Genomic DNA, 24,977 nt, shown 5'->3' with positions numbered 1-24,977 from the left:
GAGACTTCCGGAAGGAAGTCTCCTTTGTTTTTGCTTTATGCGTGATGCCGTGGCAATTATTTGATGCCAGCACCATCGAGAGCGCTGCGGACGCTCTGAGCAGCTTTGTGCATCTTCTCGAGCTCGTCGTCCGTGAGATGGATCTCGAAGGAACGCATGATACCATCAGCGCAGACCATACGCGGCAGGGAAAGAGCAACGTCTTTGATGCCATACTCGCCTTCGAGGACTGCAGAGCACGGAAGGATCGTGTGCTCATCGTACAGAACGGATTTGATGAAGCGGCAAGCTGCCATAGCGATACCCGTGTTCGTGAAGCCTTTGCGGTTGATGACGTCGTAAGCAACCTGTACGAGCTCCTGCTCGACTGCTTCGTGGCTGAGTTTCTCCGTTTTGTGGAAGTACTCGTCGAGATCGCCGATCGGGAAGCCAGCGCAGCCCGTCGTGGACCAAGCAACGAATGCAGCGTTGCCGTGCTCACCGAGAACATAACCGTTGATGTTCTTCGGATCAACCTGGTACTTGTCAGCCAGGATACGGCGGAAACGATACGTCTCGAGCATCGTACCAGTACCGAGGATGAGGTTGCGCGGGTAATCGAACTGGGTGGATACAACATAGGTAGCAACATCGAGCGGGTTCGTGATCATGATGATCATAGCGGATTTCGTGCGTTTTACGATCTCGCCGAAGACGGACTGCATGATCTTAGCATTCGTGCCAGCCAGTTTCAGACGATCCGGCGTCTCACCCGGGCGGATGGACGGGCCAGCCGTGATGACGATGATGTTAGCATCTTTGCAGTCATCGTAGTCACCGAGGTGGAACTTGATGTTCGTGCTGTAAACGCAGGAAGTAGCATGGCTGGAGTCTTTAGCCTCGCCCCAAGCTTTGTCCTCGTTCAGGTCGATCAGAGCGACTTCCGTTGCGAGCTGGAAGTCAGCGATCTTGTTAGCAACGGCGGAGCCGACGTTGCTGGCACCGATGACGACGATTTTTCTTCTGTTGTTCATGTTGTAAAAACCCCCTGATTTTTTATGAAAGAATATTAATGTGAAAAATATCCCTAAGTCAAGCTAATCGTATCATTCTGTTTAGGCATTGTCAATGCGTGAGAAAAAGAAATAAAAGCGAAAGTTTTCTTAAAATTAGGCTAATTGTCGAAAATGACGTGAAAATGAATTAATTTGTGAGAAATGCCACAGAAAAAGCGGGCAGCTGTTGTATTTCGTGTTTTTTTATTATATATTATAAGATGTGATTTTTGGGGCAGGAAGAAAAAGAAAATTGCTCCATAAAGTTTTCAGCGTGATTTGTATAATAGATATCAGATTCGTACGCTGATATGGCTATAGATTGGAAGGGGACCGCGAATAACATGTTTGGCATGTCTATGGATATTGGTATTGACTTGGGTACGGCAAACGTACTCGTTTATGTGAAGGGCAAGGGCATCGTGCTGCGCGAGCCGTCGGTTGTGGCGGTGGATCGCGACTCGAACCGCGTGCTGGCCATTGGCGAGGAAGCTCGCCAGATGATTGGCCGCACGCCGGGCAACATTGTGGCTATCCGTCCACTGCGCGAAGGTGTCATTGCTGACTACGACATCACGGAGAGCATGCTGCGCCATTTCATCGAGAAGGTTGTCGGCCGCAGCTTTGTCTTCCGTCCGCGTATCATGATCTGTATTCCGTCGGGGGTCACGATGGTCGAGCAGCGTGCCGTACAGGAGGCCGCTGAGCAGGCTGGTGCCCGTCATACGCAGCTCATTGAGGAACCGCTGGCCGCAGCTCTGGGTGCTGGCCTTGACATCGTCGAGCCCTGCGGCTCGATGGTCGTCGATATCGGTGGCGGCACGACGGATATCGCAGTCATTTCGCTGGGCGGCATCGTCAACAGCGCATCGCTGCGCATCGCTGGCGATAAGTTCGACGAGGATATCATCGCGTATGTCAAGCGTGAGTTCAATATCATGATCGGCGAACGCACGGCAGAGGATATCAAGATCCGTGTGGGTGCAGCCTTTGCTGATGCGCGCAATGAGATCATGGATATCCGTGGCCGTGACATGCTCTCTGGCCTGCCGAAGAATGTGGAGATCAATACGCGACAGGCGGCTGAGGCTATGCATCAGTCGGTCACGCGCATTGTCGATTGCGTCAAGAAGGTGCTCGAGGATACGCCGCCGGAATTGTCGGCGGATATCATGGACCGTGGCATCGTGCTGACGGGTGGCGGTGCCATGCTGTATGGACTGGATGAACTCATCCGCCGCGAGACGTATATCCCGACGGCACTGGCCGAAGATGCGCTTTCCTGCGTGGCTCTTGGCTGCGGCAAGGCCCTCGACACATTCTCGAAGTTCGATGGCAAGGCCATGAACCTCAAGACGGGCAAATAAATTTGATGAAAGGCGGAACCCTGGAAAGGAGTTTCGCTTTTTTTCGCGAAATAGAGATGTAGGAGAGTGTGGCTTTTCTTGGGAGAAAAGCCTGATATAAGGGAGTGAAGATACATGTGGCGTGGACTTTACACGGCAGGAGCCGGCATGATCACCGAGACCAAGCGTACGGACACGATCGCCAACAACCTGGCCAACGCCAATACGACGGGCTTCAAGCGCGATGATGCCATCAGCCGGGAGTTCGAACCGATGCTCATCAAGCGCATCAACGATGGCAAGAACCTCAATAATGTGACTTCGTTCAAGCAGTTCAGCGTGGGCGAAAGCATTCCTACGGTGGGTGTGCTCGGTCTGGGCTCGCGTATCGATGAGATTGCGACTGACCATACACAGGGTGGCTTCCAGACGACGGGCAATCCTCTTGATGTAGCGATTTCGGGGGATGGCTATTTCGCCATCCAGACGCCGCAGGGTGTCCGCTATACGCGTGATGGTAACTTCTACCGTTCGTCGCGCGGACAGCTGCAGACGGTCAGAGGGCAGGCTGTGCTCGGCACGAACAACCAGCCGATAACAATCCCCGGTGATGCAGCCAAGGTGACGATCGGCGCTAAGGGCGAGATCATGGCTGATGGCCAGCGGGTCGGACAGCTGCAGCTTACGAGCTTTGGCCCCGACCGCCGGGCTGTGCTCAAGCAGGGGGACAACCTCTACTACCCGCAGCAGGGCGCGCAGCCCCAGGCGGCGACGGGCGAAATCTATCAGGGTATGCTCGAGAATTCGAATACGAATGTTGTTTCGGAGATGGTCAACCTCATCAATAACTATCGTATTTATGAAGCCGGGTCCAAGGCGGTAACGACGCAGGATACGCTGCTGGATAAATCTGTCAATGAGGTTGGACGGGTTTGATTTAAGGAAATGACGGTTTTATCCGATAAACCATAAAGAGGAAAACAGATACGCCTTTATATCTGTAAGGGACAAGGGAGGATTTTTATACCATGATGAGAGCACTTTGGTCGGCTGCATCCGGCATGAAGGGGCAGCAGACGAATATGGACGTCATCGCCCATAACATCGCAAATGTCAACACCTATGGCGGCAAGAAGGTCCGCGCGGAATTCCAGGATCTGGTCTATCAGACGATCCGTGATGCTGGAGCCCAGAGCGGTGCGGATTCGCAGTATCCGACGGGCATGCAGATTGGTCTTGGTACGCGCGTGGCAGCGACGAACCGCGTCTTCACGCAGGGATCGCTGCAGACGACGGACAATCCGACGGACATCGGTATCCAGGGCGAGGGCTTTTTCCGCATCACGCTGCCGGATGGTACAATTGGCTATACGCGTGATGGTTCGTTCAAGCTCGATTCCCAGCGCCGCATGGTAACGACTGACGGTTATCCGCTGGCCGACGATATCACGATCGATCAGACGGCGCCGAGCGACTCGATCGTCATCGCTGGCGATGGACAGGTTTCCTGCAAGCCAGCTGGCGGCGAGCAGACGAATGTCGGCCAGATCCGTCTGGCACGCTTTGTCAATCCGTCCGGTCTTACGGCGATCGGCAAGAACCTGTTCATCGTTTCTGAGGCTTCGGGTGAAGCCATCGAGGGCAACCCGGGCGAGGAAGGCGCCGGTACGTTGACGCAGGGTACCCTGGAGATGAGCAGCGTGCAGATTGTTGAGGAAATGGTCAACATGATTGTCTCGCAGCGCGCCTATGAATCCAACTCTAAGGCAGTCACCACCTCCGACTCCATGCTGGAGATTGCCAACGGGCTCAAGCGCTGATTTAAATGAAGAAGAACACGTTAGCCATTCTATGCTTGTTATGGAGTGGCTTCTTCTGTCTCTTTGCGTTCGCTTCGCTGCCCGCTGTGGCAGATGCCCAGGGGGTGGTGCAGCAGATGGTCCCTGCGGAGAAGTTTGCAGAGATTGCCCGGCAGAAGATAGAGAGCACGCTGGTCCAGACTGGCGAGATGCGGCGGCATGAATTGCAGCTTATACGAGCTCCGCAGATGATGGAGCTGCCAGCTGGCGAGGTCGTCTGTGAGGCGGAACTGCCACAGAAGCTCCGCTATGGCAATACGAATCCCGTACATTTGCGTGTGTTCCTGAATGGGGAATTCTATCGCCGTGTGGTCTGCTACTACCGTGTCAATGTCTACGACAAGGTGCTCGTGGCAGCGCATGACCTGCGCATCGACAAGCCAATCGCAGCCGCTGACCTGCGGCTGGAGGAGCGCAGCGTCGCTGGCGGGGCAGGCCGCTACCTCACCAAGCTGGAGGAGGTGCAGGGCCGGGTAGCTGCGCGCACCATCAAAGAGGGGACTGCAGTGGAGTCGGTAATGCTGCAGCAGCCAATTGTGATGGATGTGGGCACACCCGTGACAATCCGCGTGAATTATCATGGCATCGAAGTGTCAGCTAATGGCATCGCCATGCAGCGCGGCCGCCTGGGCGCAAAAATCCGGGTGCGCAACGTGGCATCGGGGAAAGTCCTGCGCGGGACGGTAGTCGATGCTGCAACCGTTGAAATCGTGAATTGAAAGCAGGTGAACCTATGAAGAAAATGGGGAAACGATATAAGAAGTTGGCGGCAGTGCTGGCGGTGAGCCTGCTGGCGGTGAACCTTACGCTGCCGATGGCCTCTGCCCAGTCGCTGTGGTCAGATTCGTCCTATAATGTGTTTGCAGACCGCAAGGCGCGCAATGTCGGCGATATCCTGACAATCGTCATCAGTGAGACGACGAGCCTGTCGGCTACGCGCGGTAGTTCGAACAGCAAGAGCGGCAAGACGGACTTGTCTGCTGGTGTGGGCATCTTCGACTTCCTGAAGGCGGCTTCGGCCAGTGGGTCGGACTCGTTCAAGGCAAATGGCCAGGCTACTTCCAAAAACACGACCCGCGCCAATGTCACGGTCACGGTGGTCGACGTGCAGCCGAATGGCAATATGACTGTCGAGGGTACGCAGTCCATCTGGCAGAACCGCGACGAGCATAAGATCACGTTTCGCGGGGTCTGCCGCCAGGACGATGTGACGGCCAACAACACGATCCCTTCGACGAAGATTGCCAATGCGACCGTGAAATTCGATGGCAAGGGCCCGCTCAATGCGAAGCAGCGGCAGGGCATCCTGACGCAGATTTTCAACTTCCTGTTCTAAGGATGACATGGAGGAAAGATAGACGTATGAAGAAATTACTGGCTTTGTTGATGGCGGGCGTGTTTGCGCTGAGTCTGATGCCGGGAACGGCTGCGGCTGAAAGCGCGGCGACCCGCATCAAGGATATCGCGAAGGTTCAGGGCGTGCGCTCGAACCAGCTCATGGGCTATGGCCTTGTCGTCGGCCTCAACGGTACGGGCGATGGCAATAAGTCGACGGAGACGATCCAGTCGATTGTCAATATGCTCAAGAGCTTTGGCGTGGTGATCGATCAGTCGACGCTTAAGGCGAAGAATGTGGCAGCGGTTGTTGTAACGGCTACGCTGCCGCCGTTTGTCCGTGAGGGTGATACGATAGATATCACGTCTTCGTCTATTGGCGATGCGAAGAGCATCCAGGGCGGTACGCTGCTGCAGACTCCGCTGCGGGCTGGCAATGGCACGGTCTATGCTGTCGCGCAGGGGCCGGTGTCGACAGGTGGCTTTGCGGCTGGCAACGGCGGCAATACGGCGACCAAGAATTTCCCGACGGTGGGGACGACACCGAATGGTGCGATTGTCGAGCGCAGTGTCGAAGATGAGATCGGCGGTTCTGGCCGCATCTCGCTGTCGCTGCGCGAGCCGGACTTCACGACGGCTGCACGCATTGCCAATGCCATCAATTCGCAGTATGGCAATGTCGCGCAGGCTTCGAATCCAGGGCGTATCGATATCACGATCCCCGCGTACTTCCGCAATAACGTGGTAGGCTTTGTCTCGACAATCGAGGAGCTACCGGTCATGCCGGACAATATCGCCAAGGTAGTCGTCAACGAGCGTACGGGTACCATTGTCATGGGCGGTGATGTGTCGGTGGACGAAATCGCCATCACACAGGGCGGCTTGTCCATCAAGGTGCAGAAGAACGCGAATGCGAACCAGCCGGATCCCTTCAGCTATGGTACGACGATCGTGACGCGCAATACGGATGTGGATGTGCAGGAAGACAAGGCCAGCACAATCGTGCTGCCTGCAACGGCGAATTCACAGTGGCGTTGTTGGCTTCGGTATTCACCCTGCAGACGGCGGTGCTGGCCTCGGCAGCGGACTTGACTTCGGTGCGCTATCATAGCGGTGGCGAGCATGACCGCGTGGTATTTGATCTTTCGTCGGAGCCGTCCTATCAGATCAAGGCATCGGCTGATGGGCGGGAAATCACTATCGATATGGCGAACGTATCGGAGAAGGATTTCAAGCGCAAGCCCTTCCATAGCAGCCGCATCGAGTCGGTGAAGTATGTACTCAGCAAGGGCCACATGCTGGTCACCCTGCGGCTCAAGCCAGGACTTACTTATAAGGCTAACAAACTCAGCAACCCCGCGCGGGTATTCGTGGACATCCTGCCGAAGACGGCGAAGGCTTCGGCCAAGCCGTCAGGGACGGTGCGCCGTACGGGCTCGGAGGCTGAGGGCGATATCCTGCCGCTGGCTTTTGATGGCCTGTATACGGAGATGGCAGCACCGGGGCTGGCCAAGCGCAGCTATATCTATTGGGATGATGCGGGCAAAGTGTCGGCGTATTTCGTTGAGGCGGACAAAGACCTGTATACGGTGAAGCCGGTATTGGCTCGTGGCCATGTACCGGGACTGCAGTCGACTAGTGGCATATCGGATGCACAGAATGCTGTGGCGGCGGTGAATGCGACTTATTTTGCTGGTAATGGTGATATGATCGGCACGGTCAAGATCGATGGCCTGATGGCTGGCACGACGTATTATACGCGTTCGGCCATCGGTTTCCTGCCAGATGGCAGCTCGATATTCGGGACGGTTGCCTATGATGGCCAGGTGACGCTGGGGGATGTGACTCAGAGCATTTCGGGGGTCGATGCTGAGCGCGGTGTCGATAATCTGATCCTCTACAACAAATGGTATGGCAGCCGTACGCGTACGAATGAGTTCGGCCTGGAGTTCACTGTGCAGAATGGTCGGGTGACGAAGATCCAGACGGGCAATTCCGTGATACCGTCCAATGGGTATGTCGTTTCGGTCCATGGCAAGGCCATGGATGCATTTGCTGGCGTGCGCGTCGGTGACCGCGCGGTCATCGAGCAGGACTTGGGCGCGAAGTGGAACAAGGCTGTGGATATCATGGGCGCTGGCCCGCGTCTCGTCCAGAATGGTCGTGTCAATGTGACGGTAGCGGCTGAGCAATTCCCCTCGGACATCCGGTATGGACGGGCACCGCGCAGTGCGGTGGCCGTGCTCAAGAATGGCAATTACCTGTTTGGCGTCGTCGATGGCCGCCAGGCGGACAGCCATGGGCTGACGCTGACCGAGTGGGCACAGTTGCTCGTGAAGTTTGGTGCTCGCGATGCCATCAATCTCGATGGCGGCGGATCGAGTGATCTGGTTGTCGGCGGGCAGGTGCAGAATTCGCCTTCCGATGGACAGGAGCGCCGGGTCGGCAGTGCACTGATCCTGCAGAAAAAATGATGGGTACAACTGTCTTTCCGCGTATTGTATGCTATAATAGAAAAACAATGGATTTTTACGCATTAAGATGAGGTGACTGTTTTGCGTACATATATAAAGAAGATGTTGGTGTCGGGGCTGACGGCTCTGTTTTTGTCGGCTCAGGCTTTGCCCGTCTGGGCGATGGACCCGATCCTGGCGCATGACCAGATCCGGGAGGGCATGACGGGGACGGCGTATACGGTCATTGACAGCTCCGGTGAGCTGCGCGATTTCCAAGTGGATATCATCGGCCTGGTCGACAATGGCAAGGGCTCGCAGCCTATGATCATGGCGAAGGCTTCCGGGCCGGTCATCGAGCAGACAGGCGGCATCCTGCAGGGAATGAGCGGCAGTCCCGTCTATGTTGATGGCTATCTAATCGGTGCTGTGGCGGCGGGCATCAAGGAGATGACGCCCTACACGTTCTTCATCACGCCTATCGACGAGATGACACCGCTCTGGAAGATGCCGGACCGCAAGAACAAGACGCGCATCCATACCATCGATATCAAGAAGGCGGCAGAGAATGCAGCGAAGGCCAAGGCCGAGAAGGAAAAGAAACGCAAGGAGCGTGAGGCGAACGGCGCGAAGGACACTGTCTATGGCGATGAGCTCGTTTCCCGCGCCCGAGAAGCTGTTGCTGCCGACAAGAAGGCCGCAGCAGCAAAAGATGAAGAGGCGTCCGTAGAGGAGGCAGCAGCGGAGACGGCGTCTGACGAGACGAAAGCCGCTGATACGGCTAAGGCTGAGCCGAAGGATGTCATGTATTTTGCGGGCTTCAATCAGGCTGGCCTGGATTTCCTGCAGAAGCAGATCGATCCGCAGGGGACGATGGAGTTCCTGCCGATGGGCGCGCCGACCATGGCAGAGGCGCAGAAGACTGTCTACGATGCCTCCCTCGTTCCGGGCTCCGCTGTCGGCGTGGCCGTGGCTTATGGCGACTTTGCTGTCGGGGCCACGGGGACGGTGACGGCTGTGGACGGCAAGAAAATCCTGGCCTTTGGACACCCGTTCCTGCATCGCGGCAACGTCAACTACTTCATGACGGATGCGAAGGTGGTCGGTACGATCAGCGGCCAGAGCAACGGCATGAAGATTGCCAGCATCGGCAACATCATCGGCCGTATCAACCAGGATCGTGCCACGGGAATCGCTGGCGTGCTTGGCAAGTTCCCGACGGTGGTACCCATCAAGGTCAAGGTGACCGATAAATCCTTGGGCCGCACGGCGGACTACAACGCCCGCATTGCTTACGATGAAGATTTCCTGCCGCAGCTCAGCGGCGGCATTGCCTATGCAGCCTTGAGCAAGACGGCCGATGATCTCAGCGCCGGTACTGCGGAGGTGGGGTTCACCATCCGCACGGATGCTGTTGCGAGCGGCAAGGTCGAGCGCAAGAACATGTTCTATAATGCCTCGGATGTCGGGCAGATCGCCATGGCTGAGCTCATGCAGGCCATGAATGTCATCAGCCAGAATAAGGAAAAGGAATCGGATATCATCGATGTCCAGGTCAATATCGATGTTGACAGCAACCGCAAGACGGCGTCGCTCATCTCGGCCATCCCGGACAAGAAAACCGTGAAGCCGGGGGAGACGGTCAACTTCACGACGACCATCAAGCCGTACCGCAAGGCCAAGGAAACCCTTGTCATTCCGTTCACGGTGCCGGAATCGCAGCCGAGCGGGCCGATGAATCTCGATATCCGTGGCGGCGGCCTCGTGCCAGCGACAGCTCTTATGCTTCTGCAGCAGTCGGGCGTTGATGTCGTCAGCGAAGAGGATTCCAAACAGACAACGGAGGATAAGCTCAAGAATCTGCAGGAAACGGGCCGCAACAATGAGGTCATCATCGCACCGAGCCAGGTGCAGAAGCCGGTGTCGGCCAGCGCTCAGCGCCGTGCCCTGCAGGCTATGCAGGCCAAGGGCCATAAAGTCGATCTGCTCGGCCTCCAGGGGAAGGAAAGCGCGGGCAAGACGAAATTTGCTACGAATTACATCATCGACAACGTCGTCCATTCGACGCTGACGATTGCGAGAAACTGACGGGAAGACTATTGTCATAAGGATGATATGATGATAAACTATGTGTTGATGCTTTCTGAAAGCACAACTATAGGAGGATAACGAACTTAATGGAAAAGTTGATTATACATGGGGGAAACCGGCTGGAGGGCCGGGTAAAGATCAGCGGCGCCAAGAATGCCGTCCTGCCAATCATCGCGGCGACGCTTCTGGGGCAGGATGCCCCGAGTCTGCTGGATGAGGTGCCGGCACTCGAAGACGTTCATACCATTACCGAAGTATTGAAGAAGTTGGGCGTCAAGGCTGAGTTTGATGAGACAAAGCATCAGCTCAAGGTTGACAGCACGGTGATTGGCAGTTGTGAGGCTCCGTATGACCTCGTGCGCAAGATGCGTGCCTCGTTTCTGATCATGGGGCCGCTTTTGGCGCGCTGCGGCCAGGCCAAGATATCGCTGCCGGGTGGCTGCGCCATCGGCACGCGTCCGATTGACCTGCACCTCAAGGGATTCGAGGCGCTGGGCGCGGACATCAAGATTGGTCATGGTTTCATCGAAGCGACGGCGCCGGAGGGCCTCAAAGGCGCTAAGATCTATCTGGATTTTCCGAGCGTCGGTGCGACGGAGAATATCCTGATGGCGGCTTCAATGGCCGAAGGCCAGACAATCCTTGAGAATCCAGCACAGGAGCCGGAGATCGTCGATCTGGCGAACTATCTCAATGTGATGGGCGCGAAGATCCGTGGTGCTGGCACCAATGTCATCAAGATCGATGGCGTGCCGAAGCTCATGGGCCGCGATTATACGATCATCCCCGACCGTATCGAGGCTGGTACCTACATGGTTGCCGCTGCGATGACCAAGGGCGATGTCTACATCGAGAATGCGATCAGTGAACATCTGAAGCCGGTCATTGCCAAGCTCAAAGAGGCTGGCGTGACCATCGAAGAGGATGTCAATGGCATCCGCGTGGTCTGCAATAAGCGCACGAAGGCTGTTGATATCAAGACGATGCCATATCCGGGCTTCCCGACGGATATGCAGGCGCAGTTCATGGCTATGCTCGCAGTTTCTGAGGGGACAGGGCTCGTGACAGAGACGGTATTCGAGAACCGCTTCATGCATGTCGATGAGCTCAAGCGCATGGGTTCGAACATCAAGATCGATGGACGTACCTCGGTTGTCGAGGGGGTTGAGACACTCATGGGCTGTCAGGTCAAGGCGACGGACCTGCGTGCTGGTGCAGCTATGGTACTGGCAGGCCTCGTGGCTGAGGGCGAGACACAGGTAGGCTATATCCATCATATCGACCGCGGCTACGACAATCTGGTCGACAAGCTCGTGGGCCTGGGTGCGGATATCTGCCGTGTCGATCAATAACTTTTCCATGAAATCCGGTGTTGGGTGCTAGTCATCCAACACTCTTTTTATATTTGCGATAAAGTTATGAAAATAACGTGTGTATTATAGAACGCTTACAGGAGGTAGCTTATGAGTACCAGAATCGAAACACCACTGGAACTTCCCCATATCAGACTCAAGAATCGTGTGCTGCGGTCGGCAGTCCATAGTTTCCTGCCAAGCCAGGAGGGGTATATGACCGAGGCTGAATATGCGATGTATGAGCAGCTGGCAAAAAATGGTGTCGGTACGATTATCACGGGACATTGCTGCGTGGATGCGCTCGGCCGGGCGAACCCTGAGCAGGTCAATATCTATGCGGATTGTTTTGCCGAGCAGTTCCGCCGCGCGGCGGCAAGCGTGCAGGCGGAAGGGGCGCGGTTCATCCCGCAGCTCTCACATGCAGGGCCGCGGGCAATCGACAACGACGATCTCGTCGATGTCGTCGCCCGGCCGTTGAAGAAGGGGCGGGAGGCGCGCGCACTGACTATAGAGGAAATCCACCATATCGAGCAGTGTTTCATTGCCGCAGCAAAAAGGCTGCAGGCTGTCGGCGCCGATGGTTTGCAGCTCCACGCGGCACATTCGTACTTGCTCTCACGGTTCATCGATCCGACGTTCAACCAGCGTACCGATGCGTATGGCGGCAGCATTGCGGACCGCTTCCGCATCGTCGAGGAAATCGTCCGTGGCATCAAGGAGGCCTGTGGGGAGACTTTCCCGGTATTCATCAAGATCAATATCGATACGAAGCATGAAGATAAGGCGGCGTATCATGAGGATATGGTCTGGATACTCAAGCGCTGCCGGGAAATCGGTGTGGAGCTTGTCGAGCTGTCTGGCGTTGATTTCATCAATCAGCCAAAGACAGCGACGCTTTACTATCTGGAGGAAGCGGCAAGGCTCAAACAGCTTGTCCCTGAGCAGCCGCTGAGCCTCGTCGGTGGCGTGCGTTCGCTGGCTGACATGGAGGCCGTCCTGGCTGCTGGCATCGATGCGGTCTCGCTGGGGCGGGCCTTGATCGCTGAGCCGGATTTTGTCACCAAGTCATTGGCTGGAGCGGAAAAATCCATCTGCGTTTCGTGCAGCCGTTGTTTTGTCCTGCCCAACATGCACCCTGGCATCCGTTGCGTCTGGGCTTGGAAGGCGGAAAAGGCCCGTCAGAAAGAACGCCAAGCGCAAAAGTCTGCACAATAAAAACAAAAGTTGACAGTATTCAGAAGATTACTTCTTAATGTTTACAAGTTGACACATGATATTTCCGGTGTTAAGATACATTCCATAAGAAATGTCCAATCGCAATGGCGCGATGTACTCGATTTGTGGAGTTGTGTCTTAATGAAGATACAAATGTATCCCGCCTGCATCCTGCGATGTGGGCGGGATTTATTTTATTTGTGTATTCATTCGGGAAAGAAGGGCTTATGATGAATGGTTTGACATTGGTAGGGCTGGCCATCGTCGTATTTGCAGCAGCTTATGCTGGCTATGGACGGTGGCTCGTCAAGACCTGGGGGATCGATCCGCGGGCGAAGACCCCGGCGGTAGAATTCGAGGATGGGCAGGACTACGCCCCTGCCTCGCGTTTCACGGTGTTCTCACACCAGTTCTCGTCGATCACGGGGGCAGGCCCTGTAACCGGCCCTATCATCGCAGCGATGTTCGGCTGGGCACCAGCGCTCTTGTGGCTGCTCATCGGCGGCGTATTCTTCGGTGCTGTGCAGGATTTCACGGCACTTTACGCCTCCGTCAAGAACAAAGGCAAGTCGATGGGCATGCTGATCGAGCAGTATGTCGGCAAGACGGGCCGCCGTCTGTTCCTGCTGTTCTGCTGGCTGTTCACCCTGCTCGTGCTGGCGGCATTTGCCGATATTCTCGCCAATACGTTCAGCGGCATGACGAAGGCAGGCACGCCGAACGTCCCAGGGGCGCAGGCCGCATCGATCTCGATGCTCTATATCTTCGTGGCTATGGGCTTTGGCTGGTATATCCGCCGCTTCAATCCGACGGGGGCCGTCAAATTCGTCGTTGCTGTTGTGCTGGTCATTGCTATGTTTGCAGTTGGCATGCAGTTCCCGCTTTACTTCGATGCCCAGACCTGGCGATATGTGACCTTTGGTTACTGCTTCATCGCTTCGGTGCTGCCGATGTGGCTGCTGATGGAGCCGCGTGATTATCTCTCGTCGTTCTTGCTGCTGGGCATGGTAGCCGGTGGTGTCATCGGTGTTGTTGTCGCCAATCCGTCCATCAATATGCCGGCCTTCGTTGGCTTTGAGGTCAATGGCCAGTCGCTGTTCCCCATCCTGTTCATCACGATTGCCTGCGGCGCAGTCTCCGGTTTCCACAGCCTCGTTTCTTCGGGGACCTCCTCAAAGGCCGTAGCCAATGAGACGGATATGCTGCCGGTCGGCTATGGCTCGATGCTCGTAGAGTCCCTGCTCGGTGTAGTTGCTTTGGTCATCGCCTGTGCTGCTGCCAGCAATGGCATCCTGCCGAAGGGGACGCCGTTCCAGATCTTTGCAGGTTCCATCAGCAACTTCTTCCAGATGTTCGGCCTGCCGGCTGGCGTCTCAGCTTGTGTCATCACGATGTGTGTTTCGGCGCTGGCGATGACGACGATCGATTCCGTGGCCCGCATCGGCCGCATGTCGTTCCAGGAGCTCTTCACGCCGAGCGAAGGTGAAACGGCTGGCGCAGCAGCCAAGCTCTGCATGGATAAGTACTTCTCGACCATCATCACGCTGGTCCTGGCCTTTATCCTGTGCCTGGCTGGCTATATGAATATCTGGCCGCTGTTCGGTGCAGCCAACCAGCTGCTCTCCGCGCTCGTGCTGATCTCGTTGGCTGTGTTCCTGCGTACGACAGGACGCCAGGGATGGATGCTCTATATACCGATGACGTTCATGTTCCTGGTCACGATGACCGCACTCGTCATGAGCGTGGCCGGTATCGTGACGAAACTCCAGGCGGGAAGCTTCGTATTCATGGTGGACGGTCTGCAGCTCGTACTGGCAGTGGCCCTGATGACGCTGGCGGTGCTGGTGGTCAAGCATTGTGGCAAGGAACTTGTCACGGGCAAGGCTGAGATAGCAGAAACGGAAGCATAAGATAGATTCGCTCATGTTGTAATTTTCCCTAAGACAAAGAATCCCCGGAGCGTTTGCGAGGCGCACCGGGGATTCTTGTGTTTGCGGCCTGGAAAGATGGACGGCAGATAATCTGCAATCTGTTGAGCTTTTATAGTCTGATGGTGGGATAGCTCTTGCATATATAGCATATGTTTGATAGAATTATATTGTTGCGGTTGTAGCTCAGATGGATAGAGCGTCCGCCTCCTAAGCGGCAGGTCGTGAGTTCGACTCTCACCAATCGCACCATAGCGGATATCACAGCTCCGGTTTTCAGGCCGGGGCTGTTTTTTTTCTTCATGTGCTTTTAATCAAGGCAGAAATGTAGTATAATATCAAAATCACGCGGCTTTTGCGTGCATAGACTCGTTGACAGCAGACAAAGATATCTTTGTCTGTTTTCTTTTTACTTCATCAACTTTTTATTTTCTCTTGTTTGGGACTTATTTTTAGGAGGCGTGTATGGATTTCTTATTCCTGGCGCTGGCGCTCTATGCGTTAGGTGCCATGACAATGCTCTGGCCGAAGCGGCTGGAGATGGCAGCTCATGCGGCTGGCATGTTGCTGGCGGCGGCGGCAAGCGCACTGGTCTTTGCCGTGGCGGTCAGCTACCTTGGCAGCATGAGCGGTTTTGGCTTGCCGGCGGGGTTGATGCTTTCCCCTTTAGGCCTGCTGATGGATGCTGGCTGGGGCGGCTATAATCTTACTGCTGATGGATGGAGCGCGGCTTTTCTCGTCATTACGGGACTGGCTGGTGCCATTATCAGTCTGTATGGCATCGATTATGGCAAGGCGTATCGTGGTATGGGCATCCGGGCTCTTTCGGGGCTTTGGAACCTGTTCCTGCTCTCGATGGTGCTCGTGCTCATGGCTGGCGATGCGTTTACGTTTATCCTGGCTTGGGAGGTCATGGCACTGGTGTCGTTCCTGCTCGTCAATCATGAGAGCAAGAAGAAGGATACCGTCCATGCCGCCTATCAGTATATGGTCATGACCCATCTGGGCACGGCGGCTATCCTTGTGGCGTTCTACCTGGTGGGCAGCCAGTCGGAGAGCCTGCTGTTCGCGGATCTGGCGCACAACACGCTGGAAGGGCCGCTGCGTCATGTGGCCTTCGGTGCGGCCTTTATCGGCTTTGCCTTGAAATCCGGCCTGATGCCGCTGCATGTCTGGCTGCCGAATGCGCATCCGGCAGCGCCAAGCCATGTATCGGCCCTGATGAGCGGTGTCATGCTCAAGGTCGCCGTCTACGGATTTGGCCGCTTTGTCTTCTATTTCCTCGGCATGGAAGTCTTTGCTTATGGCCTCGTTGTCATGATCGTGGGCCTGCTCTCGGCGTTCCTCGGCGTGCTTTACGCCTCGATGGAGAAGGATATGAAACGCATCCTGGCCTATTCGTCGGTCGAGAATATGGGCATCATTTTTGCGACCTTTGGCTGCGGCATGCTGCTCGTGCAGACGGGACATGGCACGATGGCTATGGTTGCCTTCACGGCGGTGCTCGTGCATTCGCTCAGCCATAGCCTTATGAAGGGGCTGCTGTTCATGAGTGCCGGTGCGGTCATGCATGCGGTCGGCAGCAAGAATGTTGAGCTCATGGGAGCCTTGGCGAAGAAGATGCCCTATACGGCACTGTTCACGCTGATCGGTTCCATGTCCCTGGCGTCGCTGCCGTTCACGAGCGGCCTCGTCGGCGAGTGGATGGCTCTGCAGAGCTTTGTCACGCTGGGCTGGCAGACGGGGACGCAGGAAATGCGCCTTCTGGTCATCGCTGCGTTTGTGCTGCTCGGCCTTACGGGGGCGCTGGCACTGGGCTGCTTTGTGCGTCTCTATGGCGTGGTCTTCCTGGGACGCCGTCGTTCGGCACTCGTCCTGAAGGCCCATGAAATGCCGTTCTTCATGCTGCTGGGCATGGGGCTGGAGGCGCTCCTGATCGTAGTCCTGGGTATCTTCCCGATGCCGTTGGTCGAGCTTATGGAGTCATCCCTTACCGGAGGGATGCTGGCACTGCCGATGGTCAGTGCTGATGCTGTCGTCTGGAATGGCTTGGGCATTTTGGCAGATGGCACGAAGTATTCGGCCTACAGCCCATTCATGCTGCTGATGCTCGCCCTCATCGTCACGGCTGTGCTGGCCCTTGCCCTTGAGGGCAAAGGCCTCTATGTGCAGAAGGATGTGACCTGGAACTGTGGTACGGTGCCGACGCGCCGCCAGCAGTACACGGCTACGGGCTTCTCAAAACCGTTGCGCCGTGCCTTCGACTATATCTTGAAGCCGCGCAAGGAGCGCACTTTCCTCAAGAAGGAGCATGCGTATTTCGGCCGCACGGTTCATTATAATCTGTTTATTCCGGACCAGTTCACGGAGCGGCTCTATGTGCCGGTCCAGCATCTGATGGTCCGTTTGTCCTCGTTCCTGCATCTCGTGCAGCAGGGCAGTGTACGTCTTTATATCGGCTATACGATGATTGCGATGGTGGCCGTTCTGATCTGGGGGGTGATGTAAGATGGGTTATATGGTACAGAGCTTAGGCGTGGGCCTGGCACAGGCAGTCCTGCTGCTCATCTTTGCGCCGCTCATCGTCGGCATCATCAACAAGACGAAGGCCATCCTGCAGAAGCGGCAGGGAGCCAGCATCCTGCAGGAGTATTTCGACCTCTGGAAATGGTGGCGCAAGCCAGTCATCGTCACGCCCTATACGAGCCGCATCTTTATCCTGGCGCCAGCCGTTTACTTCGGCACGACGCTGATGGCGGCGGCAATGGTGCCGGGGCTGCTCGTCAGCGTCATGCAGGCAGGCAGTGCGGGGCTCAGCATGGGGGATGCATTCGTGTTTGTCTATCTCCTGGCGTTAGGGCGTTTCTTCATGACGCTCGGGGCGATGGATTCAGCTACGGCTTTTGGCGGCATGGGGGCATCGCGCGAAATCTATATCTCCGTGCTCGTCGAACCAGCGGTCATGCTGGCCATCCTTGTCAATGCCATGCGCTATCAGTCGACGACCCTCACGCGCATGGTCATTGATTTTGACACGTTCTATTTCACGGTACCGGCAGTACTGACCTGCGTGGCGTTCTTCCTCGTCATGCTGGCTGAGAACAGCCGCCTGCCAGTCGATAATCCCGATACACATCTGGAGCTCACGATGATCCATGAGTGCATGACGCTGGAGTATTCTGGCCGCCTGCTGTCGCTCATCCATCTCGGCAGTATGCTCAAGATCCTGATTTTCCTGGTGTTGTTCAGCACCTTATATCTGCCGCTGGCAATCCCTGTACCGGTCAAGGTTCTCTTGGGGGCGCTGGTCATCGGCGTGGTTGAGACGCTCAACAATAAGATGCGTCTGTTCAAGGTCCGTGTCTATCTGGCTGCGGCTTTGATCTTGCTTGTTGTTTCTTTGATTGCGGAATAAGGAGGGAGACAAAACATGGAATATTTGGTGGTACTCTTGATTTTTGTCGTCTTCCTGCAGACGCGGATCATGGAGCTTAAACGCTCGGTCTACTGTCTGGCCGCACAGTCTGGCATCATCGCTGGTGCCTGCCTGGCCATCGGCCTGGGGGCTGGTTCGGGCCTGCATGCCTGGCTGCCGGGCCTGCTGACGATTTTTGTCAAGGTGCTGTTCATCCCGGGTGCGATCCTGCGTCTGGCAGGCCGCATCACCGATGAGCGCGAGATCGTTTCCGATATCAATGTCAATTATTCGACACTGGCCGCTGCGGCCTTCCTCGTCATGGGGTATCTGCTTGTCGACCATCTGCTGCCGGGCACGCCGGGACGCAGCATCATCGCGGCGGCTATCCTCATGATCATGACGGGCCTGGCGCTCATGGTCATGCGCAAGCGTGCTATTTTGCAGATGGTTGGTCTCATTACGCTTGAGAATGGAATTTATCTCTTGGGCCTGCTGATGACGGAAGGCCTGCCGCTCGTCGTTGAGCTCGGCGTCTTCCTCGACGTCCTTATCGCCGTTGTCGTACTGGTCATCCTGACGAACCGCATGAGCCTTTCGTTTATGACTACCGATACGACTGTCATGAAGAAACTGAAAGGATAAGACAGCAATATGGATTTCAACTATACTATCCCGCAGCTTGTCTATACGCTGCTGGCGCTGCCGCCGGTATTCAGTATCATCGCGGCAGTCAATGTTCTTGGCAAGGGCTTGCTGCACTGGCTCAACCGTCTGACCTCGGTGGCGGCCGGTGCCATCGTCGTCCGGCTGGTCATGCAGTTTGACCCAGCGGCGCCGCAGGCCTTCGGCTATCTTTATCTCGATGCGTTGGGCCTATGGATGCTCGTCATTGTCACGATGCTCTATCTGGCCTTTGCTTGGACGAGCAAGGCGTATCTGGATCGCGATACGAATATCCGCTACGGCTATCTGCGCCGTTTCGGTCATCTTGAGGGCCGCTTCTATGCGCTTTCCCATCTCTTTGTCTGGACGATGATGCTGGTGGTGCTCGTCAATAACCTCGGCCTTATGTGGGTAGCCATTGAGGCGACGACGCTGGTTTCGGCACTGCTCGTTGCCTTCAAATTCACCCGCACGTCGCTGGAGGCGGCGTGGAAATACGTCATGGTCTGCACGGTGGGCATCTGCCTGGCGCTGCTGGGCACGATCCTGGTCTATTATGCGCAGATCCTGGCTATGGGCGGCGCACAGGCCTTGGACTGGCAGTATCTGGCTGCACATGGCAGCGAGCTCAATCCGGCACTGGCCAAGGTGGCCTTCTGCTTCCTGTTTGTCGGCTACGGTACGAAGGTCGGCCTGGCGCCGATGCATGCCTGGCTGCCTGATGCGCATTCGGAGGCCCCAGCGCTTACGAGCGGCCTGCTCTCAGGTGCGCTCTGCATCTGCGCGATCTACGTGCTCTTGCGCAATGTCATCGTCATCATGCCTGCTGTCGGCATGGGCTTTATCAGCGGCCTGTTCCTGTTCTTCGGCTTGCTGACGATTGCCCTGGCCATCCCCTTTGTCGTCGTCCAGCGTGACATCAAACGCATGCTGGCCTACTCTTCGATGGAGAACTTCGGCTTGATGGCCGCTGGCTTTGGCCTGTTCCTGCCGCTGGCAGTCGAGGCTTCGCTGCTGCATATGATGAACCATGCCCTCGTCAAATACGCACTGTTCTATACGGCCGGTACGATCATGGAAGCCTATGGCACGAAGAACATGATGCGCATGCATGGCATGCTGCAGCAGTCGCCGCGCACCGCGCTGTTCTGGCTGCTGGGCATTGTCGGTATTCTCGGCATGCCGCCGATGGGTATCTTCTTCAGCAAGTTCTATATCATCGACAGTTTCTTCCTCGCGGAGCGCCCGTGGCTCGGAATCCTGGCGCTGGTGCTGCTGGCGGGGATGCTCATCGGTATCCTTTACCATGCCATGCGCATGCTCGGCGGCAAACCGTCGCGCAAGTGTGCGGGGGAACTTATGGGGCGTCTCGATACGGCGGTGCTCCTGGTATTGCTGCTGTCCAGTGGCATCATCAGCGGTGCGCTGGCGGAAATCCCGTATCTCAGTGACCTCATCATGGCCGCTGGGCAGATTGTTTTAGGAGGTATGTCCTGATGGAAAATGTAAAGGAAATCAAGCTGGCAGACCTCCGGGCGGAGGCCAAGGCTTTATCGGCTGCTGGCCGTCATCCGCTCACGGCGATGTTTGGCCGCGATGAGACGGCTGTGGGCCGCGGCTACGCAATCTATGTCATGTTCGAGATCCCGGAGGAAAAACGCCTGGCGGTGCTGAAGGCAGCAGTGCCAGCCGATGGCGATCTGCGCTACGATTCACTGACGCCGATCCTGCCAGCCGCAGCCTGGTATGAGCGTGAGATGCAGGATATGTTCGGATTTGTGCCGGCCGGCCATCCCGACCCGCGCCCGTTGGTGCTCCACGAATCCTTCCCGCAGGGGTATCACCCGCTGCGCAAGCAGGTTTCGGCGACGGCCAGCCCGCGGGCCAAGGCAGGCGAGGGCAGCGAAATCAAGATGAGTGTTGCGCACGGTGAGGGCATCTATGAGGTGCCGGTTGGCCCGATACATGCGGGCATCATCGAGCCGGGGCATTTCCGCTTCAGCCAGGCGGGTGAGTCGATGCTCCAGCTTGATGCCAAGCTGTTCTTCACGCACCGCGGCCTGGAGAAGGTCATGGAGGGCAAGACGCCGCATGAGGCATTGCCCATCGTTGAGCGCATCTGCGGTGCTTGCAGCATTGCCAATACTTGGAGTTTCTGCCAGGCGGTGGAAAAGATCGCCAAAGTTACGGTTCCCAAGCGCGCACAGCTTATCCGCACGCTGCTCATGGAAATCGAACGCATCACGAATCATGTCGGTGACTGCGGCAACATCCCTGCTGGTGTCGGCTTTGCTCCAGCCATCAGCCTTGGCGGCCGCACGAAAGAGATGCTGATGCGTCTGCAGGAACGTCTGGCAGGCAACCGCTTCCTGCGCGGTGTCATCGTGCCTGGCGGTGTGTCGCTGGACATCACGGCAGAGCTCCGGCAGGATATCCGTACGACGCTGGCTGCCGTAGCGGAAAACGTCGAAGCCCTCGACAAGATGTTTGCGGAACAGGAAAACTTCCAGAACCGCATCCGTACGACGGGGATTGTCCGCCATCAGACGGCGGTGGATCTGGCATTGGTCGGTGTCGGGGCACGTGCGAGCAGCTTTGCCCATGACAGCCGTCAGGATTTCAGCTATGGCGCATATCCAGATCTTGACTTTGCTGTCGTCACGCAGAAGAGCGGCGACGTGGCAGCACGACTGGCTGTGCGAATCGAGGAGCTGCGCCAGAGCTTCTTCATGGTCAGCCAGCTCTTGGAGCATTTGGACGCTGACCATACGGAACTCAGCGTTGCGGTTCCGGCAGCTGCTGGTGAAGATTTCGGCATCAGCGAATCGGCGCGCGGCAGCAATCTGCACTTTGTCGCACTCGATGCAGAGGGGCGCATCGACCGCATCTTCGTGCGCAGCGCCTCTTATCCGAACTGGCCGGCGCTGCCGATTGCCGTGCAGGGGGATATCATCCCCGACTTCCCGCTGATCAACAAGAGCTTTGAGCTCTGCTATGCCTGCTTGGACCGTTAAAGGAGGAAACGATGTTTAAGGTATTAGAGCGTTTACTTCATGATAAGATCGCCACGGAAGCTATCTCGCTTTCGGGCAGCGCACGGTTCCGGGGAAAGCTTGCGGGCAAGTGCCCGGCTGATGCACTGGCGGCTTGCGCCAAGGCGTGTCCTGTTGGGGCCTTCCAGTGCCAGGGGGAGGAATACACTGTCGATTACCGCCGCTGCCTGTTCTGTGGCCGCTGCGTGGCGGCCTGCGCTGAGGCGGCGGATGCACCTGAGGGACTGCTGTCGCATACGGCTGACGAAGCGATGCCCTATCTCGTGGAAAAGGCACAGCAGGTCACGGCTGATGTCATCCGGCAGAAACTCGGCCGCAGCCTGCATGTCCGTCATCTTGATGCGGGTTCATGCAATGCCTGCGATTTTGAGATGGGCGCGATGTCGAATCCGATTTACGATTTGCACCGCTATGGCGTGCATTTCGATGCTTCGCCGCGCCATGCCGATATGTTGATGGTCACGGGTACCGTCACGCGCAACCTTGAGGAGGCTCTGCGCATGTCGTATGAGGCCCTGCCGGAGCCGAAGCTGGTCATGGCTTGCGGTGCCTGCGCAGCTGGTGGTGAGACGTATGGTGCTTCGTATGCGATTGTCGGCGCGGCCGATAAAGTCGTGCCTGTCGACATCTATGTGCCTGGCTGCCCGCCGCGCCCGTCGGCGATGATTGCAGGGCTGTTGGCGGCAGCTGATCTGTTGGCGGAAAAATTGTAAATGGTCGGAGAAATTCTTCTTCGTTTGACGAGAAATCATAGATTATGATAGAGTATAAGAGGTGCAGGTTAGGTCTGCACCTCTTATTTATAGGAACAACGGCGTTATGATCAGAAACTAAGACAATTACTTTTGAGAGGTGATCTTATTGAACAGACGAATACTCCTTTCCTTAGTTGTTATGCTTATGTTAATATGTTTTTGCTCGGCGGCATTTGCGGCTGCCATTCTCGTCAAGGATGGATCGCGCGGCCAGGCCGTCAAGCATGTTCAGACCCTGTTGATTGAGCAGGGATATCTTTCCGGGGAGGCCGATGGTATCTGTGGTCCGCAGACAGTAGCAGCTATCAGAAAATTCCAGGAGGCCAAGGGGCTTGAGGTCGATGGCATCTGCGGCGATGGCACCTATCGTGTCCTTTCGGGCGGTAAGACGTATGAGCCACCCGCTGTAGATCCGGAAACACATGCGGGGACCATGTTCTATGTGTCAGCGACTGCTTATAGTGCGCAAGATCCTGGCAATTCTGTGCATACGGCGACGGGCACCAAGGTGCGCCATGGCGTCATTGCCGTCGATCCGGCTGTCATTCCGCTCGGTACGCATGTGTTTATCCCAGGCTATGGCGAGGCTGTAGCTGAAGATATCGGTGGTTTTCACGGCAACCATATCGATGTGGCTTTCGACACGTATGGTGAGGCGCTGGCGTTTGGCCGTCAGAATTTTGAAATCTATATCATGGATTGATTTTTACTGGTTAGAAAAGAGGCTTTTAGGCCTCTTTTTTGTTTTTATATAAATTTTTGCAGGAATATCCCCTGGGGGAGCTTGTGCTTGCAATCAAATAAATTTATAATTTAATATAGGGATAATAAACTATGATGATAATTGAGAATTGTTTGCAGGATAGGGGAGGACGAAAGCTATGCCAAAATCTTATCAGGCGAATGAGCTCACCGGCATCATTAAGATCGATGAAGGGAAATGCAAGGGATGTGACACATGCAAATCCTTCTGCCCCGCTGACGCCATTGATGGCGCCTACGGTGCAAACCATCAGATTAACAATGAGCGTTGTCTGCAGTGCGGACAGTGTCTGGTGAACTGCCCATTCGGAGCAATCGAGGATACGGTCGATGTAGTCGATCAGGTTATTGAAAAATTAAAGGATGGCAATACGACAGTCGTGGCAACGGTTGCCCCGGCAGTACGTGTTGCATTGGGTGAGGAGTTCGGTATGGAACCGGGCAAACTCATCACGGAGCAGATGTATGGAGCCTTGAAGAAAGCGGGCTTCAAGATCATGGATGTCAACTTTGCCGCGGATAATACAATCCTGGAAGAGGGGACGGAGCTTATCCACAAAATCCAGAAATACGTGCTCAAGCAGCCTGTGGAAGGCGAACTTGGCCCATTGCCGCAGTTCACTTCTTGCTGCCCTGCCTGGGTGCGCTATATGGAGCTCTATCATCCAAATCTGCGCCAGCACCTGTCATCGGCGAAGTCGCCGCAGGGAATGGCTGGCCCAGTAGCTAAGATCTACGGTGCTGAGGAAATTTGGCACGTGCAGCCGGAGCAGATTTTCTGCGTCGGTGTTTATCCTTGCACGGCGAAGAAACTCGAAGCATCGCGGCCGGAGTTCACGGCAGCTGCTGATTACTGGAAGAAGAAAGGCCATACGGCAACGTATCAGGATACCGATGTCGTCCTGACGACCCGCGATCTGGCACGTCTGCTCAAAAAGCTTAATATCGATGTCCGCAATGTGGAGCCGGCTGAGGAGAAAGACAATCCGCTGGCTGAGTATACAGGCGCAGGTACGATTTTTGGTGCAACGGGCGGCGTCATGGAAGCTGCCCTGCGCACGGCTTACTTCGTCCTGACGGGGGAGGAGCTCGGTGAGCTCCGCTATGAGCCTGTCCGCGGCCTCAAGGAGGTCAAGACGGCGGATATCCCGCTCAAGCTCAAGGACAATGGCCAGGAAATCACGCTGAAGATCGCGGTTGTCCATGGGACGAAAAATGTCGAGCCACTGCTGGCTGAAATCGAAGCTGGGAGCAGCCCGTATCATTTCATCGAGGTCATGAACTGTCCGGGCGGCTGCGTAAACGGCGGCGGCCAGCCAATCAACCCGATGGGAACGTCCTGGACCGGCAAGTTCAAGGCTATCTTGCCATGGTGATAGGAGGTGCGTTATGAGATATTCCTATAAAGAAAAAGAAGTAAAGATCAACCGCCGTGAATTCCTCGGCTTTGCCGGTGTCATTGCGGCAGTCCTTTGGACCGGTGCCTATACGGTGACGGATCTGATTGTCGATCGTAACAAATACATCAAGATGCGTACGGCGGGGCTGTATCAGGATGATGAGAAACAGGCGAAACGCCAGAGCCATCACAACCAGAGCCTGCTCAACATGTACAAGAAGATGAACTTCCAGCCGCTGAGTCCGATGGCGGAAGAGCTTTTCCATACGCATTATGTAGACCGCAGTGTCCTGTAAGAAAGGTGGGATTGC

The 24,977-nt window shown here is 56.0% G+C and carries 21 protein-coding genes and 1 tRNA gene; 21 read left to right on the top strand and 1 reads right to left on the bottom strand.

From position 1 onward, the window contains the following. Positions 1 to 56: 56 nt before the first annotated feature. Entirely contained in the window at positions 57 to 1,013 is a 957-nt protein-coding gene (locus BM181_RS11595) for an L-lactate dehydrogenase (RefSeq protein ID WP_075445117.1), read from the bottom strand. Positions 1,014 to 1,378: 365 nt separating this feature from the next. Between BM181_RS11595 and BM181_RS11590 the strand changes: the two genes are divergently transcribed. The 21 genes from BM181_RS11590 to BM181_RS11490 all read left to right on the top strand — a co-directional run bounded on the left by BM181_RS11590 (position 1,379) and on the right by BM181_RS11490 (position 24,962). Beyond that, entirely contained in the window at positions 1,379 to 2,401 is a 1,023-nt protein-coding gene (locus tag BM181_RS11590; RefSeq protein ID WP_075445115.1) for a rod shape-determining protein, read from the top strand. A 114-nt stretch (positions 2,402 to 2,515) separates the two neighbouring features. Beyond that, positions 2,516 to 3,316, top strand: coding sequence for a flagellar hook-basal body protein (locus tag BM181_RS11585; protein WP_075445113.1), 801 nt, complete (start codon positions 2,516 to 2,518; stop codon positions 3,314 to 3,316). 92 nt (positions 3,317 to 3,408) lie between these two features. Beyond that, positions 3,409 to 4,200: a flagellar basal-body rod protein FlgG gene (flgG, locus tag BM181_RS11580; protein ID WP_075445111.1), complete on the top strand. Its 792-nt coding sequence runs from the start codon at positions 3,409 to 3,411 to the stop codon at positions 4,198 to 4,200. A 5-nt stretch (positions 4,201 to 4,205) separates the two neighbouring features. Further along, a complete protein-coding gene (gene flgA, locus BM181_RS11575) occupies positions 4,206 to 4,958 on the top strand; it encodes a flagellar basal body P-ring formation chaperone FlgA (protein ID WP_075445109.1) in 753 nt (250 codons plus the stop codon). A gap of 23 nt (positions 4,959 to 4,981) precedes the next feature. Further along, entirely contained in the window at positions 4,982 to 5,575 is a 594-nt protein-coding gene (locus BM181_RS11570; RefSeq protein WP_075445137.1) for a flagellar basal body L-ring protein FlgH, read from the top strand. 26 nt (positions 5,576 to 5,601) lie between these two features. After that, a complete protein-coding gene (locus BM181_RS11565; protein WP_082336289.1) occupies positions 5,602 to 6,666 on the top strand; it encodes a flagellar basal body P-ring protein FlgI in 1,065 nt (354 codons plus the stop codon). Further along, positions 6,603 to 8,048: a phosphodiester glycosidase family protein gene (locus BM181_RS11560; RefSeq protein ID WP_075445107.1), complete on the top strand. Its 1,446-nt coding sequence runs from the start codon at positions 6,603 to 6,605 to the stop codon at positions 8,046 to 8,048. The genes BM181_RS11565 and BM181_RS11560 overlap by 64 nt, the downstream gene beginning before the upstream one ends. A 72-nt stretch (positions 8,049 to 8,120) precedes the next feature. Further along, positions 8,121 to 10,115, top strand: a complete 1,995-nt coding sequence (locus BM181_RS11555) for a SpoIVB peptidase S55 domain-containing protein (protein WP_256211370.1) — start codon at positions 8,121 to 8,123, stop codon at positions 10,113 to 10,115. 89 nt (positions 10,116 to 10,204) lie between these two features. Then, positions 10,205 to 11,470, top strand: coding sequence for a UDP-N-acetylglucosamine 1-carboxyvinyltransferase (murA, locus tag BM181_RS11550; protein WP_075445096.1), 1,266 nt, complete (start codon positions 10,205 to 10,207; stop codon positions 11,468 to 11,470). A 111-nt stretch (positions 11,471 to 11,581) separates the two neighbouring features. Then, on the top strand, positions 11,582 to 12,688 hold the full coding sequence (locus tag BM181_RS11545) for an NADH:flavin oxidoreductase (protein WP_075445094.1): 1,107 nt from the start codon (positions 11,582 to 11,584) through the stop codon (positions 12,686 to 12,688). A gap of 230 nt (positions 12,689 to 12,918) precedes the next feature. Then, positions 12,919 to 14,598, top strand: a complete 1,680-nt coding sequence (locus BM181_RS11540) for a carbon starvation CstA family protein (RefSeq protein ID WP_075445092.1) — start codon at positions 12,919 to 12,921, stop codon at positions 14,596 to 14,598. A gap of 193 nt (positions 14,599 to 14,791) precedes the next feature. Continuing rightward, positions 14,792 to 14,868, top strand: a tRNA-Arg gene (locus tag BM181_RS11535). 213 nt (positions 14,869 to 15,081) lie between these two features. Next, on the top strand, positions 15,082 to 17,124 hold the full coding sequence (locus tag BM181_RS11530; RefSeq protein ID WP_075445090.1) for a proton-conducting transporter transmembrane domain-containing protein: 2,043 nt from the start codon (positions 15,082 to 15,084) through the stop codon (positions 17,122 to 17,124). Between the two features lies 1 nt (position 17,125). Next, positions 17,126 to 18,031: a respiratory chain complex I subunit 1 family protein gene (locus tag BM181_RS11525; protein WP_255449417.1), complete on the top strand. Its 906-nt coding sequence runs from the start codon at positions 17,126 to 17,128 to the stop codon at positions 18,029 to 18,031. A 15-nt stretch (positions 18,032 to 18,046) separates the two neighbouring features. Then, complete coding sequence (locus BM181_RS11520; protein ID WP_075445088.1) at positions 18,047 to 18,676, top strand: hydrogenase; 630 nt, start codon at positions 18,047 to 18,049, stop codon at positions 18,674 to 18,676. Between the two features lie 9 nt (positions 18,677 to 18,685). After that, positions 18,686 to 20,194, top strand: a complete 1,509-nt coding sequence (locus BM181_RS11515) for a proton-conducting transporter transmembrane domain-containing protein (protein WP_082336288.1) — start codon at positions 18,686 to 18,688, stop codon at positions 20,192 to 20,194. Further along, positions 20,194 to 21,711 carry a hydrogenase large subunit gene (locus tag BM181_RS11510; protein WP_075445086.1) on the top strand — a complete coding sequence of 506 codons (1,518 nt, stop codon included), beginning with the start codon at positions 20,194 to 20,196 and terminating at the stop codon, positions 21,709 to 21,711. The genes BM181_RS11515 and BM181_RS11510 overlap by 1 nt, the downstream gene beginning before the upstream one ends. 11 nt (positions 21,712 to 21,722) lie before the next feature. After that, entirely contained in the window at positions 21,723 to 22,463 is a 741-nt protein-coding gene (gene nuoB, locus BM181_RS11505; RefSeq protein WP_075445084.1) for an NADH-quinone oxidoreductase subunit NuoB, read from the top strand. 187 nt (positions 22,464 to 22,650) lie between these two features. Beyond that, complete coding sequence (locus tag BM181_RS11500) at positions 22,651 to 23,208, top strand: peptidoglycan-binding protein (protein ID WP_256211369.1); 558 nt, start codon at positions 22,651 to 22,653, stop codon at positions 23,206 to 23,208. Positions 23,209 to 23,386: 178 nt separating this feature from the next. Beyond that, positions 23,387 to 24,643: a [FeFe] hydrogenase, group A gene (locus BM181_RS11495; protein WP_075445080.1), complete on the top strand. Its 1,257-nt coding sequence runs from the start codon at positions 23,387 to 23,389 to the stop codon at positions 24,641 to 24,643. A gap of 13 nt (positions 24,644 to 24,656) precedes the next feature. After that, entirely contained in the window at positions 24,657 to 24,962 is a 306-nt protein-coding gene (locus tag BM181_RS11490) for an iron hydrogenase small subunit (protein WP_075445078.1), read from the top strand. The last annotated feature ends 15 nt before the right edge of the window (positions 24,963 to 24,977 follow it).

This window comes from Pseudoselenomonas ruminantium, from assembly GCF_900113715.1.
GTDB lineage: Bacteria > Bacillota > Negativicutes > Selenomonadales > Selenomonadaceae > Selenomonas_A > Selenomonas_A caprae.
This window is presented reverse-complemented; position numbering and strand designations above follow the sequence as displayed.

Excerpts from the sequence above, each read along its gene's own strand:
- nuoB (WP_075445084.1), top strand. The coding sequence starts at position 21,723 with ATGTTTAAGGTATTAGAGCGTTTACTTCATGATAAGATCGCCACGGAA.
- BM181_RS11510 (WP_075445086.1), top strand. The coding sequence starts at position 20,194 with ATGGAAAATGTAAAGGAAATCAAGCTGGCAGACCTCCGGGCGGAGGCC.
- flgA (WP_075445109.1), top strand. The coding sequence starts at position 4,206 with ATGAAGAAGAACACGTTAGCCATTCTATGCTTGTTATGGAGTGGCTTC.
- BM181_RS11500 (WP_256211369.1), top strand. The coding sequence starts at position 22,651 with ATGTTAATATGTTTTTGCTCGGCGGCATTTGCGGCTGCCATTCTCGTC.
- BM181_RS11520 (WP_075445088.1), top strand. The coding sequence starts at position 18,047 with ATGGAATATTTGGTGGTACTCTTGATTTTTGTCGTCTTCCTGCAGACG.
- murA (WP_075445096.1), top strand. The coding sequence starts at position 10,205 with ATGGAAAAGTTGATTATACATGGGGGAAACCGGCTGGAGGGCCGGGTA.
- BM181_RS11525 (WP_255449417.1), top strand. The coding sequence starts at position 17,126 with ATGGGTTATATGGTACAGAGCTTAGGCGTGGGCCTGGCACAGGCAGTC.
- BM181_RS11570 (WP_075445137.1), top strand. The coding sequence starts at position 4,982 with ATGGGGAAACGATATAAGAAGTTGGCGGCAGTGCTGGCGGTGAGCCTG.
- BM181_RS11540 (WP_075445092.1), top strand. The coding sequence starts at position 12,919 with ATGAATGGTTTGACATTGGTAGGGCTGGCCATCGTCGTATTTGCAGCA.
- flgG (WP_075445111.1), top strand. The coding sequence starts at position 3,409 with ATGATGAGAGCACTTTGGTCGGCTGCATCCGGCATGAAGGGGCAGCAG.
- BM181_RS11590 (WP_075445115.1), top strand. The coding sequence starts at position 1,379 with ATGTTTGGCATGTCTATGGATATTGGTATTGACTTGGGTACGGCAAAC.
- BM181_RS11595 (WP_075445117.1), bottom strand. The coding sequence starts at position 1,013 with ATGAACAACAGAAGAAAAATCGTCGTCATCGGTGCCAGCAACGTCGGC.
- BM181_RS11565 (WP_082336289.1), top strand. The coding sequence starts at position 5,602 with ATGAAGAAATTACTGGCTTTGTTGATGGCGGGCGTGTTTGCGCTGAGT.
- BM181_RS11545 (WP_075445094.1), top strand. The coding sequence starts at position 11,582 with ATGAGTACCAGAATCGAAACACCACTGGAACTTCCCCATATCAGACTC.
- BM181_RS11495 (WP_075445080.1), top strand. The coding sequence starts at position 23,387 with ATGCCAAAATCTTATCAGGCGAATGAGCTCACCGGCATCATTAAGATC.
- BM181_RS11585 (WP_075445113.1), top strand. The coding sequence starts at position 2,516 with ATGTGGCGTGGACTTTACACGGCAGGAGCCGGCATGATCACCGAGACC.
- BM181_RS11530 (WP_075445090.1), top strand. The coding sequence starts at position 15,082 with ATGGATTTCTTATTCCTGGCGCTGGCGCTCTATGCGTTAGGTGCCATG.
- BM181_RS11515 (WP_082336288.1), top strand. The coding sequence starts at position 18,686 with ATGGATTTCAACTATACTATCCCGCAGCTTGTCTATACGCTGCTGGCG.
- BM181_RS11490 (WP_075445078.1), top strand. The coding sequence starts at position 24,657 with ATGAGATATTCCTATAAAGAAAAAGAAGTAAAGATCAACCGCCGTGAA.